Origin of the sequence: Haladaptatus sp. CMAA 1909, assembly GCF_043952005.1 — an archaeon.
In the GTDB taxonomy this organism is placed as follows: domain Archaea; phylum Halobacteriota; class Halobacteria; order Halobacteriales; family Haladaptataceae; genus Haladaptatus.
In genome coordinates this window covers 263,160-277,880 of sequence record NZ_JBIOAV010000001.1, presented here as the reverse complement: position 1 = coordinate 277,880, position 14,721 = coordinate 263,160, and the positions used below count along the sequence as shown (strand labels likewise).

18 protein-coding genes and 2 tRNA genes are annotated in these 14,721 nt (G+C 62.0%); 8 read left to right on the top strand and 12 right to left on the bottom strand.

The window, feature by feature from the left end:
- Nucleotide 1 precedes the first annotated feature (1 nt).
- Genes rpmC through ACGYLY_RS01485 form a run of 9 tightly spaced genes read right to left on the bottom strand, consistent with a single transcriptional unit; the run spans nt 2 to nt 5,673 of the window.
- Nucleotides 2–208, bottom strand: a complete 207-nt coding sequence (rpmC, locus tag ACGYLY_RS01525; protein WP_395283768.1) for a 50S ribosomal protein L29 — start codon at nt 206–208, stop codon at nt 2–4.
- Nucleotides 208–1,200, bottom strand: coding sequence for a 30S ribosomal protein S3 (locus tag ACGYLY_RS01520; RefSeq protein WP_395283767.1), 993 nt, complete (start codon nt 1,198–1,200; stop codon nt 208–210). The genes rpmC and ACGYLY_RS01520 overlap by 1 nt, the downstream gene beginning before the upstream one ends.
- Nucleotides 1,200–1,661 (bottom strand): 50S ribosomal protein L22, encoded by a 462-nt coding sequence (locus ACGYLY_RS01515; protein ID WP_395283766.1) that lies wholly within the window; start codon nt 1,659–1,661, stop codon nt 1,200–1,202. The genes ACGYLY_RS01520 and ACGYLY_RS01515 overlap by 1 nt, the downstream gene beginning before the upstream one ends.
- A 3-nt stretch (nt 1,662–1,664) precedes the next feature.
- Nucleotides 1,665–2,090, bottom strand: a complete 426-nt coding sequence (locus ACGYLY_RS01510; RefSeq protein WP_395283765.1) for a 30S ribosomal protein S19 — start codon at nt 2,088–2,090, stop codon at nt 1,665–1,667.
- Nucleotides 2,087–2,809 (bottom strand): 50S ribosomal protein L2, encoded by a 723-nt coding sequence (locus tag ACGYLY_RS01505; RefSeq protein ID WP_395283764.1) that lies wholly within the window; start codon nt 2,807–2,809, stop codon nt 2,087–2,089. Before ACGYLY_RS01505 ends, ACGYLY_RS01510 begins: the two co-directional genes overlap by 4 nt.
- Nucleotides 2,810–2,811: 2 nt before the next feature.
- On the bottom strand, nt 2,812–3,063 hold the full coding sequence (locus tag ACGYLY_RS01500; protein ID WP_395283763.1) for a 50S ribosomal protein L23: 252 nt from the start codon (nt 3,061–3,063) through the stop codon (nt 2,812–2,814).
- The gene (gene rpl4p, locus ACGYLY_RS01495) at nt 3,060–3,806 is read right to left on the bottom strand and encodes a 50S ribosomal protein L4 (protein ID WP_395283762.1); all 747 of its coding nucleotides are present in this window, start codon (nt 3,804–3,806) and stop codon (nt 3,060–3,062) included. Before rpl4p ends, ACGYLY_RS01500 begins: the two co-directional genes overlap by 4 nt.
- A gap of 3 nt (nt 3,807–3,809) precedes the next feature.
- The gene (locus tag ACGYLY_RS01490) at nt 3,810–4,826 is read right to left on the bottom strand and encodes a 50S ribosomal protein L3 (protein WP_231185237.1); all 1,017 of its coding nucleotides are present in this window, start codon (nt 4,824–4,826) and stop codon (nt 3,810–3,812) included.
- A gap of 4 nt (nt 4,827–4,830) precedes the next feature.
- Nucleotides 4,831–5,673 carry a putative RNA uridine N3 methyltransferase gene (locus ACGYLY_RS01485; RefSeq protein WP_395283761.1) on the bottom strand — a complete coding sequence of 281 codons (843 nt, stop codon included), beginning with the start codon at nt 5,671–5,673 and terminating at the stop codon, nt 4,831–4,833.
- Nucleotides 5,674–5,886: 213 nt separating this feature from the next.
- Between ACGYLY_RS01485 and ACGYLY_RS01480 the strand changes: the two genes are divergently transcribed.
- From ACGYLY_RS01480 to ACGYLY_RS01445, 8 genes are all read left to right on the top strand, one after another.
- Nucleotides 5,887–5,957, top strand: a tRNA-Gly gene (locus ACGYLY_RS01480).
- Nucleotides 5,958–6,962: 1,005 nt separating this feature from the next.
- Nucleotides 6,963–7,033 (top strand) — tRNA-Gly (locus tag ACGYLY_RS01475).
- 205 nt (nt 7,034–7,238) lie between these two features.
- A complete protein-coding gene (locus ACGYLY_RS01470) occupies nt 7,239–7,688 on the top strand; it encodes a pyridoxamine 5'-phosphate oxidase family protein (protein WP_395283760.1) in 450 nt (149 codons plus the stop codon).
- A gap of 73 nt (nt 7,689–7,761) precedes the next feature.
- A complete protein-coding gene (gene dps, locus ACGYLY_RS01465) occupies nt 7,762–8,394 on the top strand; it encodes a DNA starvation/stationary phase protection protein Dps (RefSeq protein WP_395283759.1) in 633 nt (210 codons plus the stop codon).
- Nucleotides 8,395–8,482: 88 nt separating this feature from the next.
- On the top strand, nt 8,483–8,794 hold the full coding sequence (locus ACGYLY_RS01460; protein ID WP_231185241.1) for an MTH1187 family thiamine-binding protein: 312 nt from the start codon (nt 8,483–8,485) through the stop codon (nt 8,792–8,794).
- Nucleotides 8,795–8,844: 50 nt separating this feature from the next.
- Nucleotides 8,845–9,777: a methenyltetrahydromethanopterin cyclohydrolase gene (gene mch / locus ACGYLY_RS01455; RefSeq protein ID WP_395283758.1), complete on the top strand. Its 933-nt coding sequence runs from the start codon at nt 8,845–8,847 to the stop codon at nt 9,775–9,777.
- Entirely contained in the window at nt 9,774–10,259 is a 486-nt protein-coding gene (locus tag ACGYLY_RS01450; protein WP_395283757.1) for a hypothetical protein, read from the top strand. Before mch ends, ACGYLY_RS01450 begins: the two co-directional genes overlap by 4 nt.
- Nucleotides 10,260–10,428: 169 nt before the next feature.
- Entirely contained in the window at nt 10,429–11,106 is a 678-nt protein-coding gene (locus tag ACGYLY_RS01445) for an HAD family hydrolase (protein ID WP_395283756.1), read from the top strand.
- Between the two features lie 214 nt (nt 11,107–11,320).
- On the opposite strand, the gene ACGYLY_RS01440 is transcribed toward ACGYLY_RS01445, so the two are convergent.
- The 3 genes from ACGYLY_RS01440 to ACGYLY_RS01430 form a co-directional block, all read right to left on the bottom strand.
- Nucleotides 11,321–11,887 (bottom strand): dihydrofolate reductase family protein, encoded by a 567-nt coding sequence (locus ACGYLY_RS01440; protein WP_395283755.1) that lies wholly within the window; start codon nt 11,885–11,887, stop codon nt 11,321–11,323.
- 102 nt (nt 11,888–11,989) lie between these two features.
- Entirely contained in the window at nt 11,990–13,636 is a 1,647-nt protein-coding gene (locus ACGYLY_RS01435) for a GTPBP1 family GTP-binding protein (protein ID WP_395283754.1), read from the bottom strand.
- A 90-nt stretch (nt 13,637–13,726) separates the two neighbouring features.
- The gene (locus ACGYLY_RS01430) at nt 13,727–14,710 is read right to left on the bottom strand and encodes a restriction endonuclease (RefSeq protein ID WP_395283753.1); all 984 of its coding nucleotides are present in this window, start codon (nt 14,708–14,710) and stop codon (nt 13,727–13,729) included.
- Nucleotides 14,711–14,721: the final 11 nt, after the last annotated feature.

The following is a 14,721-nucleotide window of genomic DNA, read 5'->3' as shown; positions in this document are numbered from 1 at the left end:
CTTATTCGAGGTCGCCTTCTTCTTGCTGAATCGTCTTGATTCGAGCGATGGTTCGACGGAGTTCCTTGATGCGACCGGGGTTCTCCGGCGCACCACCCGCGGCTTTGACGGCCTTCGCGTTGAGCAGTTCCGTCTCGAGGTCTTCGAGTTCGGTCTCCCGCTCTGCGGGCGTCATGTCGCGGATTTCCGAGGTGTGGAGGATGGCCATTATTCTTCAGCCTCCTCTTCTGCCTGTTCCGCCTCTTCGTCTTCGTCCGACTCCTCCTCGCCCTCTCGCGGGCTTTGCCCGCTCGAACTTTCCGAGGAACCCTGCTCCTCGCCTTCCATCTCTTCGAGGAGTTCCTCCGCTTCCGCCTCGACGTCCTCTTCGAGTTCGTCGAGTTCTTCCTCGACGGACTCGGGTTCGGATTCGTCGGCGTCGGCTTCGGACTCGTCCTCGATGACTTCCTCGACGACCTCTTCGTCGACGTCGGCATCGCCGGGTTCCGGCGATTCTTCGTTCTCGTCGGCGCGGAGGTCTTCGAGTTCGTCCTCGCTCGGTTCCTCGATGAGGTCGGCGGCCTCGTTGGCCTCGACGGCATCGGGAACGAGTTCTTCGGGGTTCGCGCCCTCCTCGATCTGGAAGTCGTCCGGCAGGTCCGCTCCCGGCGGGATGATCTTCACGTCGACACCGATGGTGCCGAGTTTCATCACCGCGACGCCCTGACCGTGATCGACGATGGTCTGGGCGGGTTCGCCGTTGTGCTTGATGTAGCCGCGGTTGAACTTCTCAACGCGCGAGCGCGCACCCGTGACCTTCCCGGACAGGACGATTTCGGCGCCGAGTGCGCCGGAGTCCATGATGCGGTCGATGGTCGTGTGACCCGCCTTCCGGAAGTACCATCCGCGTTCGAGCGCGTTGGCGAGTCGGTCGGCGACGATACGAGCGTTCAGGTCCGGTTCGTCGACCTCTTGAACGTCGATCTGCGGGTCGTCGAGGTTGAACCGCTCACCGAGTTCTCGGGTGATCTTCCGGATGTTCTTCCCGCCCTTTCCGATGACCATACCGGGCTTTTCGGCCATGAGGACGATCTGTGTCCCCATCGGCGTCTTGGCGACGTCCATGCCGCCGTAGCCCGCTCGGCCGAGTTCTTCCGCGAAGAACTCGTCTATCTGCGAGCGCTGAAGCCCGTCTTCGATGAACTGATGTTCGTCTGCCATTAGTTGTCGACCTCCTCAAGGATGAGTTCGACGTCGACCTCGGGCGTGTTCCACGCGGATGCGCGGCCGAACGCTCGGGGTTTTCGTCCCTGCACTTCGCCGACCTTGTGGGCGGCGACGTGCATGATTTCCATCGATTCGCCGTCGAACCCTTGGGCGTCCGCGTTGCCGACGACGTTGTCGAGCAGTTCGATGAACGCCTTGCTGGCCTTCTCGGGGTAGCGACCCGCGTCCCAGCCGTCGATGTCCGAACGGTGGCCGACGCCGCTGTTGTGCTGCTTAAACGGCACCGACCGCTCTTCGTTCACGACCTGCTGGAGGTACGCTTTCGCGTCCCCGGCGGTTTTGCCCTTTATCGCTCGGGCAATCGCCTTGCTGTGCTTGTGGCTCATGTGCCGATCTCGGAGCATCCCCTTGGCGGTGGTGTCCGGGTCGGCATCGACGCTGTAGCTGATTCCCATGGTTTATTTGAGTGGCACGAACTTCGAGGAGCGGGTCGCACCGATTCCCGCCTGTCCGTGTTCGACCGAGTTGCGGGTCAGCTGGAACTCACCGAGGTAGTGTCCCAACATCTCCGGCTCGATTCGCACGCGCTCGAAGTCGCTGCCGTTGTAGACGGCGAACGTCTTGTCGACGAACGACGGGAGCACGGGCATGTCGCGCAGGTGCGTCCGAATCGGGCTGTTCGCCGATTCTTGCTCGGTCTTCTCCTGGGCCTTGTCGAGCAGTTTCTCCTGCTCGACGGTCAACCCGCGAAGGATGCTTCGCCGCATTCGTGCGGGCAGCAGTTCCGCGACTTCCTCAAGACTCATGTCCTGCAGTTCGTCGAGATCGTAGCCGCGATAGGTGAACTCACCCTCGCGTCCTGTTCGATAATCGCTTCCGCTCATTTGTTACCTCCGCGTCCGGTTCGCTTGGACGCGATGTCTCCGACCTTTCGTCCCGGCGGAGCGTCTCGGGAGACGCTCTTCGGGCGTCCGGGGTGCTGGCGGCCACCGCCACCGAACGGGTGGTCCACGGCGTTCATCGCCACACCACGCACGTTCGGCCACTTGGTGCCGCGTGCCTTCATTTTGTGATACTTGTTACCGGCCTTGACCATCGGTTTCTCCGTCCGTCCGCCACCGGCGACGACGCCGATGGTGGCACGGCACTGGGGCGAGAGTCGTCGGACTTCGCCGCTCGGGAGTTCCACGATGGCGGCCTCTCGGTCGTGCGTGATGAGGTTCGCACCGACGCCGGATGCGCGGGCGAACTTGCCGCCGTCACCGGGCTGGCGCTCGACGTTGCACACCGGAACCCCTTCCGGGATTTCGGCGAGCGGGAGCGTGTTGCCCGGCTTGATTTCGGCGGAAACGCCGACCTGAATCCCCTCTCCGACTCCGACGCCTTCGGGTGCGAGGACGAGTCGCTGGTCGCCGTCCTCGAACTCGATGGCCGCGACCGGAGCACTGCGGGCGGGGTCGTGTTCGATACCCACGACCGTCCCGGTGACCAAGTCGCTGTCTTCGGCGTTCTTGTGGCTCAGTTCTGCTTTGTATCGGTGCGACGGAGCACGGAAGGTCGGTCCTCCACGTCCACGTCGCTGTCCCTGAATCCTTCGTCCCATTATCAGAACACCCCGATTCGGGAGGCGACGTCCTGTGCGTCGTCGTCGTCCGACAACGAGACGGTCGCCTTCTTTTTACCGTTCATCGTGACTTGGGTGTTGATCTTCTCGATGGTGACATCGTAGCGGTCCTCGATCTCGTCGCGGATTTCCGGCTTCGTCGCGTCGAGCGAGACGATGAACTGGAGCTTGTTGTCGAAGTCCATCTCGTTCATCGCTTTCTCCGTAACCCACGGATATTCCACTACACTCATCGGTCCGCCACCTCTTCGAGTGCGCTTTCGGTCCAGACGGTCAGTCGTCCCGCCTGCGTTCCGGGCGCGAGGTCTTCCGCGTTGACCTCACGCGCCGTCGCGACGTCGGCACCCGCGAGGTTTCGCGCTGCGCGCGACGGTTCCTCGCTGGTGACGAACAGGATCGACTTCGGCGTCTTGTACTTGCGGCCACGGGTCTTCCCGCGTCCGGCACGGACCTTCTTGTTGTCCTCCGCGCGTGCGATGTCGGCGTCGATGCCGACCGCTTCGAGGAAGGAAACGACCTCTTGGGTCTTCACGAGGTCTTCGAAGTCGTCGCTCACGACGAGGGGGAGTTCCGTGTCCTCGTCGAAGTCGTGTCCGCGCTCAGCGACGCGTTCCGCGTCCGTGGTCGCCGCGATGGCGCTCCGGACCGCGAGTTTTCGCTCCTTCTTGTTGATCGAGAGGGAGCGGTCTTTCTCCGCTTTGGGCGGGTGTGCGACACGGCCGCCCACGGTGAACGGAACGCGAGCACCCCGTCCGTTGGTTCGCGGGACGTGGGCCATACCGCGGCCACTGCCCGGCGACTCGGCGGAGGTACGCATCCCGGCGTGGGGGTCGGTACCGTAGTCCTGTTTCCGGTTTGCCTGTGCGGCGAGCACGGCACGCTTGATGAGGTCGGTGCGGACGGTCGTGTCGAACACGTCCGGCAGGTCGACCGTATCTGCGTCCTCGCCGTTCAGGTCACGTACTGTTGCCTGCATGGATTATCCCTGGTTGGACTCCGTACTTACGTAGCGCACCTCGGGGTCGAGGCGCGGTTGGTCGGTTGGTCGAACGGCAGGGCGGAAGCGCACGAGGCGCTTGTTCGGGCCCGGCACCGAACCCTTGATGAGCGCGTACGGACCATCGACCTCGCCGTAGTTGACGAAGCCACCGTCGACGGAGGCCTCGTCGTCGTCGCCGAGGTCGATGAGACGCTTGTTGAGTTCGGTACGCTGGTGGTACCCCATCTGACCCAACTGCGGAACCGTCGAGCGAACGCGCGACGGATTCCACGGGCCGAGGTTACCGATGCGGCGTCTCCAGCCTTGGCGGGCGTGTTTGCCCTTCCGCTTCTGGACGCCCCATCGCTTGACGGGACCCTGCGTTCCTTTTCCTTTCGTGACGCCGCTGGTGTCGAGGTACTCGCCTGCGCGGAACACGTCAGTGATGTCGTGTTCCCCGCCGTCTTCGAGTAGCTCGAGGGCGAAGTCGGCGCGGTCCTCGAGGGAGCCGCCGCCGATTCGCGTTTCCATGACGTCCGGTCGTTTCTTCGGTACGTTCTTGAGGTCGCTGGGGACGGTGTGGGTGATGACCCGGAGGTCCGCCACGTCGCCCGCCTCGATGGCCGCGCGGAGGTCTTCCTCCGCACCGTCGGCGTCGTGGTTCTCCGGAACGTTGAGCGTGCGGCCGAGTTCGTCGTGGAACTCCGAACCCCACACTTCCGTCAGTGGTTTCTTCCCGTACGGCGTGTCTTCGTAGGCTCGAAGAGCGACGGCCCGCATCGGGGGCGTTTCGACGATGGTGACCGGTACGGTCTCCTCCATCCCTTCGCGGGGGGAGTTTGCCTCGTCGTTGACCATCACCACGTGGGTCATTCCTGCCTTGTAACCCGCGAATCCCTGCAGCGACGGCTGACCGTCACTGTCGGGCCACGAGTTGAAGCGCGGAACTTCGCTCGTCGCGCGCTTTCGGGGGCCGAAGCCCAGCGAACCTTTGCGTGGTCTGCTTGTTTCTGGCATCGTATCACTCGATGTTGAGGGTAAGGCTCGCGAGGGAGGCGAACATCGCTTCTTCAGTTCGTATGACCTCGCTGCCTTGATTCGGAACCGTATTCAGCCAGAGGTCGAACCGGGCTGGTACGCCGGATTCGACCGCGGAGATTCCTTCGGGGGACACCCCGAAGATCTCCGGCAGTCCTCGACCTGGCGAGCCGAACGCGACGGTCATTCCGTCGCGTTCGGTTCGCGTGACGACTTCACCGAGTCGTTCGACGGAGAGCGGTTCTCCGTAACGCGACGTGGCGATCGTAACGCCAGCATCGTCGCGGTCGAGGGCCGCCGAGAGGTCCATGCGCGTCACTGTGAGCCCCGGGATGGGGTCGTCCACGAGCTTCGCACGGACCGGTCTTCTCGAAGAGATCCTGACGGTAACGCGTTCCCCCTCGTCGACCGTCATTTGCGACGGAACGACGAGTGAGATCGGGTGTTGCAGTCCGCAATTGACCCGAACGCGCCCTTCAGGTCCGACCTCGGTCACGATTCCCTGTCTTAACGACCCCGAACTCTGTGATTCGAGGCCGGTCTGCGATGATGCGCGGAGCGGCGGTAGGATGCCCGCATACTCCAATTCGTCCCGCCTCCCGAATGCCTCCTTTCGAAGGTAGGGCGGTGTGGCGGCGTACTTCAGTATGGTTTCGACGAATCCAGCGCCCCACTTCCGTTCGCCTTCCCCGTCGGGGAAGACGACCAAGCGGTCCGCCCGGAACACGGTCGCCGCGCGGGCGACGTAGCCGATTTTGCGAGTTGCCTCGCGTTTGTCTTCGGCTTCCCGGACGAGGGACGATGGGACGAGTATGCTGACGGTCATACCGTTACGCTTCGACGCCTCATCACTAGACTGTAGCGAAGTTTTCGTACTGACGGTTAAAAGAGTGCCGCTTCGGATTTAGGCGCGTGACGTATTCACACGCCCCAAATCATCGAAATCAAGATGAATTTGAGAGTGATTTTCACACGTGCAGCACACCAACTCGCAAGTCTTATACAGTAGTCGGGAATACGAAAAAGTGCAAGCAACCCTGCGCTGGTAGTGTAGTGGTATCACGTGACCTTGCCATGGTCACAACCTGGGTTCAAATCCCAGCCAGCGCATTTCTATCGCGAGCAACTCGGCGAGCACACGCTACGCGGTGCTCGCCCAAACACGAGCGATGAAATCGTTCCGTGGATTTGAATGAGACCAGTCGCATGCCCGGAAGCGCAACGACCGGAGAGTGAGCATCCCGGAACGTCTTGCTCTGGTCCACAATCCCAGCAACCATACTCCTGCCGAATTTACAATCGCTACTGTACGCGAAAGAATTTCGAGACCGGGTTACTCACTACGGAGTTTACGCACGCCCTCGACGAAACCTCCGACGTTCAACAGAAGTAGCACGGTTGCCAACACCCAGCCGACTAACCCAAGGCCACGCGCTTCGAGCGCTGGCAGCAACCACAATACCGTAGCTATCAGTGCGAACGCAATAATTCCATTCCCGGCCCGGACGGTCCACCAGTATGCATCCGTTGTATGTTTGAGCATGGCTGAAGAGATCGTCCCCTCGTAGACCACCGAACAAGGTGGTTCGGGGCTATCGCCCCGTTCTACGCTTCTACCATATTCCAGCGAGTTTCAGGACGAACGCTGCGATGGCAGCGAGTTGAGCGAGGAGTTTCGCCCATTCCTGAATTTCGTTAGGGGGACTTGGTGGAGTCATTCCGACTCCACCTAATACTATACACTACATCGTATTAAAACATATCATTGTGTTGTCTGGAAAGCGGGCGATACATTTTCAAACGTTGCCCACGAAAAACGAAACGGACTTGGTGGAGTCAATCGGGGAGACTTCCCCGGTTTACCCATCACTCAACATCCTCAGAGAGGCTTCTCGGTTGGGCTGCTAACCCGTATGAGCAAGACTTCTATAATCGCTCTCTTGTCGCCGGAGAGTCGTACGACACCGCTTGTGTTGCCCACGTCTGAGTACGATTACCGCGACCTACCGCGTCGAAATCGTGTCTCCTCGAAACCACCCTATCACCTCGCTTGCGTAATGCATTTATACCCACGCGTGGCAAGATGGTAATGTCGCAACACGCGGCGAACGAAACGCGCTGGTAGTGTAGTGGTATCACGTGACCTTGCCATGGTCACAACCTGGGTTCAAATCCCAGCCAGCGCATTTTTCGAACTCACAACGACGAGTGCCGCGAGTCGTCTGTGAGAAAAATGCGCACTGGATTTGAATGAGACCAGACGCACGTCTGCGAACGTTAGTGAGTGAGCAGGACCGTCTGGGCGTCGTTCACAATCCCAGCCAGCGCACTTCTCCCGTTCGCGCATTGGACCCGCCAACAACTTTCTACCAGTGAGTAGTACTCACACCCATGCAAGGGCTTCGGTGGGTACAGATGACTGACGAAGAGCTGAACGACTTCCTCGGAATCGGCGGGACCGGTGTCGTCTCGTTTTCGACGCCCGACTCGGACCCGCCGTTCACGTTACCGATATCGTACGGCTACTACGCCGAGACGGGTGATTTCTACTTCCGGTTCTCGTTTCCCCCGAACAGCGAAAAGGAGGCGTTGCTCGACGACCCGATTTCGTTCGTCACGTACGAGAAGACGGACGGGGGATATCGAAGCGTCGTCGCGAGCGGGTATCTGGAGGAGGTGGCCGACCTGCCGTACGATTCGGCCGTGGCCCAGCGCATGTGGGAGGTGGATATTCCGCTGGTGGACATCTTCGAACGACCGCCCGAGGACGTGGCGTTTCGACACTTCCATCTCGACCCGGACAGTTTGACGGGCCGGAAGGAAGTGAGCTCGAAGGAATGACAGTACAAACGTCACGAAACTGCCCACAATACTCTTGCCCGAATCCGTCCTTCTGAGTATCGAGGTGGGGAGAATGAGTGACAGACAAGACGAACGACCGGCGCGGATGTTCTTCACACAAAACGACATCGCGGACGACGAGCGGCGGGCGCTCGTGGAACTGTTGAATCAGACGCTCGCGGACACGACGGACCTGCTGACGCAGACGAAGTACGCCCACTGGAACGTGAAGGGACAGAACTTCTACCAACTCCACCTGCTGTTCGACGAGTTGGCGGACGAACTGTTCGAACACGGCGACGATATCGCGGAGCGGGCGACCGCACTGGGCGGCGAGGCGCGGGGAACGGTTCGGATGGCGGCGACGAACACGCGGATTCCCGAGATACGGACGAACGCTGTGACCGGTTTGGAGTACGTCGAAGCGCTGGCAAACAACCTCGCGCTTCACGCCGCGAACCTCCGGGGTGGCATCGATGCCGCGATTTCACACGGGGATCAGGATACCGCCGACCTGCTGACCGAACTCTCGCGCGAGGTGGACAAATATCTCTGGTTCCTCGAAGCGCACCTCCAGCGGGAGCCGATACAGTCGACCAACGGGCGGAGGGAACCGGAAGCACCGCCGCAAAACCAAAATCAAAATCCGGAAGCACCGCAGCCGGAACCGCGGCGATACGAACAGGGACCGCAATCGACGCGATAGCGGTTTGGTTGCGGGTTATTTTTCGCACGTCGTCCGAAGCTCCGGTGCAACCCACACGTTCAGGGAGATCGGGAACGAGGGGGAACGTATGACGGTAATCGCACTGCTGTCGGTCGCACCGGTCACGGAGGGAAGCATGGCAAGCGAAGTCGCGAAGGCGGTCGACGCGCTCGACGAGTTCGACGTGTCCTACGAGACGAATCCCATGGGAACCGTCATCGAAGCCGATTCGGCGGACGAACTGTTCGCGGCGGCACAAGCCGCCCACGAGGCCGTCGACGGCGACCGCGTGAGTACGGTCCTCAAAATCGACGACAAGCGAGCGCGTGACCAACGAGCGCGCGAAAAAGTCGACGCGGTCGAAGCCGAATTGGGGCGGGAAGCGAAACGGGAGCGCTGACGCAGTCGCGAACCCGGAACGGTTTACCGGATGACCACCAATCCCGAGACATGGAGAGTCTCAACCGGATGGCGCTCGAACTCGTGGACGAGACCATCGACTTCGCGGACGAACTGAACGTCGCCGCGTACGAACTGGACAACGAGGCGACCGTTCTCGACTTCGGCGTCGAAGCGACCGGCGGGATGGAGGCTGGACTGCTCCTCGCCGAACTCCAGACGGCCGGACTGGCGACGATACAGACGCGGATGGACGACGTCGCGGGCGCGCCGATACCGCACGTCGAACTCACGACGGACCACCCGGCGGTCGCCCTGCTCTGCTCGCAGAAGGCGGGATGGGAACTGACGGTGGAGGACTTCGAAGGACTCGGAAGCGGTCCCGCACGCGCGTTGGTCGCAGAGGAGGACGAGTACCGCCGCGTGGGCTACACGGACGCGTTCGACTTCGCCGTCCTCGCCGTCGAATCCGACACGCTTCCGACGGAGGACGTGGCGGAACACGTCGCCGACCTCGCGGAGGTGGACCCGAACTCGGTCTACCTGCCCACGTTCGCCACCGGGAGCATGGCGGGGAGCGTCACCGTCGCGTCCCGTGCCGCTGAACTCGCAGTCTTCCGCCTGACCGAACTCGGCTACGACCCGCTCGACGTCCGCTCGGCGATGGGGTCCGCGCCGGTCGCACCCATCAGCTACGACGAGGAGACGGCCATCGGCCGGACGAACGACGCGCTCGCGTACGGCGGGAAGGTCCACCTCACCGTGGACGAGGAGTTCGATCGCTTCGACGAACTGCCATCGACGGCGGGTGACGAGTACGGCACGACGTTCGAGACGTTCTTCGACGAGGAAGGGTGGGACTTCGAGGAGATTCCCGAGAGCGTCTTCGCCCCGGCGCAGGTGACGGTGAACGTGGTAAACGGATCGACGCACGTCCTCGGTGAGACGAACGACGACCTGCTGGCGGAGAGCTTCGACCTGTGAAGTTCAAACCCGTCCCGAAAACGCCCGAGGACCTCGACTTCCTGAGCGACGTCCAGCGTGCGGTACCGCTGGTTCCCGGCACGGAGGACGACTGCTGTGCGCGGTTGATGCGACGAATCGGCTTCCAAAGCCGGGACACCGCGCGGACGTGGCTCACGTTCCTGCGGGCGCTCGAACTGGCCGAGGAAACGGAAAGCGGGTTCGTTCGCCTGCGCCGTGACCCGGACGAGGAGAAACTCTCCGAAGCGTTCCGAACGCGCGTGTACGGCGTCTCAACTGTCCTTGACGCGCTGCCGGAAGACGAACCGCTCGACAGTGACGCCGTATTCGAGGAGTTCAGCGAGGAGATTCCGATGTGGGAACGCCACAAGGACCCGACGCGGGTGGATGAAGTCTGGCGCGAACGCGTCGAAAACATGCTGGAGTGGGCGGTGCTGTTGGGTCTCGCGGAGCGGTCCGACGACGGCTATTGGCGTCCGTAAATATCAAAAACGAACCGACGCCCAGTTGTTCCCCTTCGAACACACCCGCCCGTGTCGCGTCGGGAGGGAAAAACGGATTTCGGAACCGAGGTTTTGCGAAGGAGCCCAAGTCCGGACACGAGACTCCACGATGGCACATTTTTATCGACCCGTTGTGTACGTATGGAGCGTGCCAATCGACACGCTGCTTTTCGACTTGGACGACACGCTGTTGGAGTACGAACAACGTTCGGAGGACGTACTCGCAACGTCGTTCGACCGTGTCGGAGTCGACCCGTTTTTCGACGTTCCGACGTACCACGCCCGTTACGACGAGTTTCTCGAAGCGGGACTGAGCGTGGACGAACAGCGAGCCGACTGTTTCGCGGCGCTCGCGCGGGAAAACGGCCACGGGGACGAGACGGGACGCCGGGTCGCGGCCGCATTCGCCGACGTTCGAGACCACTCTCGGGTTCGGTATCTGCCAGGTGCGTCGGAAACGCTCGACGCGTTGGCCGAGGAGCACGCCATCGGCATCGTTACGAACGGTGCTCCGGAGATGCAACGGACGAAGATGACCGCGCTCGGTATCGAACGGTACGCGGATACGGTCGTGTTTGCGGGCCACGATACGCCGGCAAAACCGAACTCCGACCCGTTCGAGCGTGCACTCTCCGAACTCGATACCGTACCCGAACGAGCCCTGCACGTCGGGAACTCACTCGATACCGATATCCCCGGCGCGAAAGCCGCGGGAATCGACGCGGTGTGGGTTCCAGCGGACCTCGATACGGTGCCCGACCCGGTCCCCGACTTCGCGTTCGAGACGCTTCATCCGCTCGCGGAACGGCCGTGGCGGACGCCGTAGATACGGACGGTAGCCCGAACCCGATTCGGGAGGGTTCGGCGAAATTCCAAACGATTTCTCGGCTCGCCTTGTAACGTGGTATCGAGCGGTTTCTCGGCCATCTATCGACGGTTCCGTGACCGATCCGTTTTCATGGACCTCGACTCCTCGGACCGAGCATCATCCTCTCCGGTTATCGGATTCCGAGAGAAGGCGGGACGCCTGACCGAGTAGCTCATCGAGTTACTGCAACTTCGTAGGTCAAAACCGCAAAGATGTCACCGTATTGTTCTACGTTCGTCAGTCTCAACGGCGGGTCGGTAATCCTGCGCGGCAGTAGCGGTGCGCCCGAACCGAGCGTGACGGGTGCGACGGTGAGAATGATTTCGTCGAGGAGACCGTTCTCGTGGAACTGTCCCACGAGATCACCGCCACCGACGAGCCAGACGTTCTTTCCGGCTGCTGCCTCCACCATATCCGCGTGGACGGGTGCGACATCCCCCTGCACGAAGTGAATGTTCGCCCCATCTATCTCCGGCAACTCCCGACTACTAAACACCCAAGCCGGGGTCTCATACGGCCATAGTTCCGGCTCCTCCAGCAGGTTTTCGTGTTCGATAATCCACTCGTACGTCATCGAACCCATTGCCAAGGCCCCGACCTGTTCTATGAACTGCGGGTAGTCGTCCTTCGCGCCCTCTATCTCATCGATCTCTCCGAACTGGAAGAGCCAGTCGAGGGAGTTGTTCTCGTCGGCGAGATACCCGTCGATACTCGTTGACGTGTAGTATTGCGTCTTCATCCTTTCAACCCCCGTTTAAAGGCCGTTCTGACGTATGAAGGCTGCGCTACCGATGCACCACGTGCTATCGTAAGAGCTCCAGAAGATCAACGAAGAGTTCGATCACTCGTTCGGATTCACATCGGTCACGGTGCCGACCCCTTTGCTCTGTCCCTCGCGGAAGACGAACCGCTGTCCCTCCTCGACGAGGTAGGGTCGGAACTTGAACCGGACTCGCGTCGTGCCCTTGTCGCCGGGAAGGAGGTGGCCACCCTCGGGTTCGAAGACGGCGGTTTCGCTGACCGTTTCCAAGTGGACGACGGGTTCGTAGCCCGTTCCGATTCGGGTCGGATGGTTGAGCACCATCACTTCGGCTTCGAACTCGCGGACGGGTTCGGGGTCGGAATCGGCGGGGAGCAGGACCATCCCGCGTTCGATCTCCGGTTCTCGAACTCCTTTCAGCGCGATGCCGACGATTCGGCCCGCCTTGGCCTCGTCCACGCGGTGATAGTGCATCTCGATGGAACGGACTTCGACGGTCCTGAACTGCCCGTCAGACATGGGACCGAGGAGCAGTTCGTCGCCCGTCTCGACTGACCCGGAATTGATGGTTCCGCTGGCGACCGCGCCGACGCCGGTCACGCTGTAGCTTCGGTCGATGTACATCTTGAACTCGCCGCTGTCGGCCGTCGTCTTCGGCAGTCGCTCGAACATCGTATCGAGCGCGTCGAGTCCGTCCATCGTGACCGCGCTGGTCAGCAGAATCGGGACGACGTTCTCGTCCACCTCCTCGATAGCGACGTCGACGCCGTGACGTTCGACGCGGAGCGGCACTTTGCCGACCTCTCGGAGCAGGTGTTCGACCTCGCGTTCGACCTCCGTGGCACGTTCCTCGCTCACCGCGTCGGTTTTCGTGATGGCGACGATGGTCGGGAGTTCGGTCGCGAGCAGGATGCCGAGGTGTTCGCGCGTCGTCTTCGTCGGGCCGTCGTCCGCCGCGACGGTCAGCAGGCCGTAGTCGAGTTTCTGTCCGACGAGGCCGCGGATGGTGGTGCGAAGCCACGGTTCGTGGCCCACGGTGTCCACGAAGGAGACAAGGCGGTCGCTCTCCTCGACCACCCGCGCGCGGTCGGATTTGCGATGCGGGTTGTCCATGCGGACCGGTCCGTCCTCGTCGTCGAAGCCGTACACCGCGTAGGAGAGGTCCGCGCTCAAACCACGTTGAACTTCGTGCGGTTGCACGTCGAGATAGCCCCGCGTCCCGCCTTCGCCGTCGTCTGCCTGTCCGGTGACGAGACTGCCGACCAGCGTGCTTTTCCCGTGGTCGACGTGACCCGCCGTGCCGACGACGATGTGTTCGCTGTCGATGTCGAGGACGGCCCCTTCCCGAATCGTGGCGACGCCGACCAGTCCGCCGTTCCCGTTCCGCGTCGAGGCGCGGATGCTGGTTTCGTTCGCGTCGATACCCCACGTTTGTACGTCCTCGATGTGTGCACCCGCCTCCTCGGCGAGCAGTGACAACACGTCCATCGATTCCGAAAACGCGTCCGGGTCGATACCCGCCAAGCCGCCGTCGTCGGTCACGCCGACGACGTACGTCGCCACGCCGTCACCGGAGAGGACACGGTGACGCAGTTGTGCGGCCAGACTTTCCATTCGCCCGTGGGCGAGGTGGATCTCCCTCGTGAGTCGTTCCTTGAACTCCACGCTGCCGCCCTCCTGCTCTCCTCGGTCGAGAGCGCGTTGTAAGGCGGCGCGGTCGGCGCTCATGGAGGCGAATTAGGGACCACAGGCCAAAAGGGTTGCCCGCGTTACAGGCTGGTTTACACGGCATCGGTACGATGCGTTCGGGAGTTATAATTAGGTCTCGACGGCCAGCGTTTCGTCGTGGGTGAACTTCGTTCGGACGTGGTCACGTCGAAGTCGCCCCGTCGTGACGATGGTCGCGTTCGTCGCGTCGTCGTCGATGGAGAAGACGAACCACACGCTCACCGACTCGTCGCTATCGAGGACGCTCGGCTGAAACCCCTGGGTGTCGTTGAGTGGCTGGTACCCTCGAAGCGTTCCGTTCGATCGGAGCGCGAAGTCCTGTGGTCGGAGGCCGAGCGAGTCACTCCCCGAGTTCGTGACGTTCATCGAGACGAGGAGAAATTCCTCTCCGTCATCCGGTTTGTACACGCCGTTGCCGCGTTCCGGGTTCACCTTCGAGACGCGTTTCGTGTTCCATCCGACGTCGAGCGCGCCCGTCGCGTCGCTCGGTGCGGTGGAGTTCGCGGTGACGTTCCATCCGCCGCTGGTCCGTACGTCGCCGCCGGTTCCGAGAATCGTGGGCGCGACGACGGCAGCGGCGACGATGGCGAGGAGGGCGACGAAGACACCGGCCACCGCTTTCCGCGGTACTCCGTTCGGGAGCGAGACGGGGAGTGAGAAGCCGTCCCCGTCTTCACCGTCTCCGTCGGAGCCATCTCCGCCCTCGACGAACCGTTCCACGAAGTCGTGAAGTTCGCGGGCTTCGACGATGGTTCGGAGTTTCTCGCCGTCGACCAACTGGACGCCCGTCTGCTCGCCGATCTTCTCCGCGTCCTCGCTGAACGTTCCCGGCGTGACGACGGCACCTTCATCGACGCCGTACTTCTGGCAGATTCTCACGAACTGCTGGAGGTCCTGTCCGCTGACGTTCTCACCCGTTTCGGGATCGGCCCAGATGAGCCCTTCTCCGCCGTCGCGTTGGAGGGCGACGAACGATTTACCGGACTTCTCCGTCACCGTCGTTTGCCAGCCCTGTTTCTTCCAGAGGGCGGCGACGAACTCCGGGAATTCTTCGTCGGGAATCTGTCGTATCATGGTCTGAAGCG

Bases quoted from the DNA above. Each gene is read 5' to 3' on its own strand.
- rpmC (WP_395283768.1), bottom strand. From the start codon at position 208: ATGGCCATCCTCCACACCTCGGAAATCCGCGACATGACGCCCGCAGAG.
- ACGYLY_RS01520 (WP_395283767.1), bottom strand. From the start codon at position 1,200: ATGGCAGACGAACATCAGTTCATCGAAGACGGGCTTCAGCGCTCGCAG.
- ACGYLY_RS01515 (WP_395283766.1), bottom strand. From the start codon at position 1,661: ATGGGAATCAGCTACAGCGTCGATGCCGACCCGGACACCACCGCCAAG.
- ACGYLY_RS01510 (WP_395283765.1), bottom strand. From the start codon at position 2,090: ATGAGCGGAAGCGATTATCGAACAGGACGCGAGGGTGAGTTCACCTAT.
- ACGYLY_RS01505 (WP_395283764.1), bottom strand. From the start codon at position 2,809: ATGGGACGAAGGATTCAGGGACAGCGACGTGGACGTGGAGGACCGACC.
- ACGYLY_RS01500 (WP_395283763.1), bottom strand. From the start codon at position 3,063: ATGAGTGTAGTGGAATATCCGTGGGTTACGGAGAAAGCGATGAACGAG.
- rpl4p (WP_395283762.1), bottom strand. From the start codon at position 3,806: ATGCAGGCAACAGTACGTGACCTGAACGGCGAGGACGCAGATACGGTC.
- ACGYLY_RS01490 (WP_231185237.1), bottom strand. From the start codon at position 4,826: ATGCCAGAAACAAGCAGACCACGCAAAGGTTCGCTGGGCTTCGGCCCC.
- ACGYLY_RS01485 (WP_395283761.1), bottom strand. From the start codon at position 5,673: ATGACCGTCAGCATACTCGTCCCATCGTCCCTCGTCCGGGAAGCCGAA.
- ACGYLY_RS01470 (WP_395283760.1), top strand. From the start codon at position 7,239: ATGCAAGGGCTTCGGTGGGTACAGATGACTGACGAAGAGCTGAACGAC.
- dps (WP_395283759.1), top strand. From the start codon at position 7,762: ATGAGTGACAGACAAGACGAACGACCGGCGCGGATGTTCTTCACACAA.
- ACGYLY_RS01460 (WP_231185241.1), top strand. From the start codon at position 8,483: ATGACGGTAATCGCACTGCTGTCGGTCGCACCGGTCACGGAGGGAAGC.
- mch (WP_395283758.1), top strand. From the start codon at position 8,845: ATGGAGAGTCTCAACCGGATGGCGCTCGAACTCGTGGACGAGACCATC.
- ACGYLY_RS01440 (WP_395283755.1), bottom strand. From the start codon at position 11,887: ATGAAGACGCAATACTACACGTCAACGAGTATCGACGGGTATCTCGCC.
- ACGYLY_RS01435 (WP_395283754.1), bottom strand. From the start codon at position 13,636: ATGAGCGCCGACCGCGCCGCCTTACAACGCGCTCTCGACCGAGGAGAG.
- ACGYLY_RS01430 (WP_395283753.1), bottom strand. From the start codon at position 14,710: ATGATACGACAGATTCCCGACGAAGAATTCCCGGAGTTCGTCGCCGCC.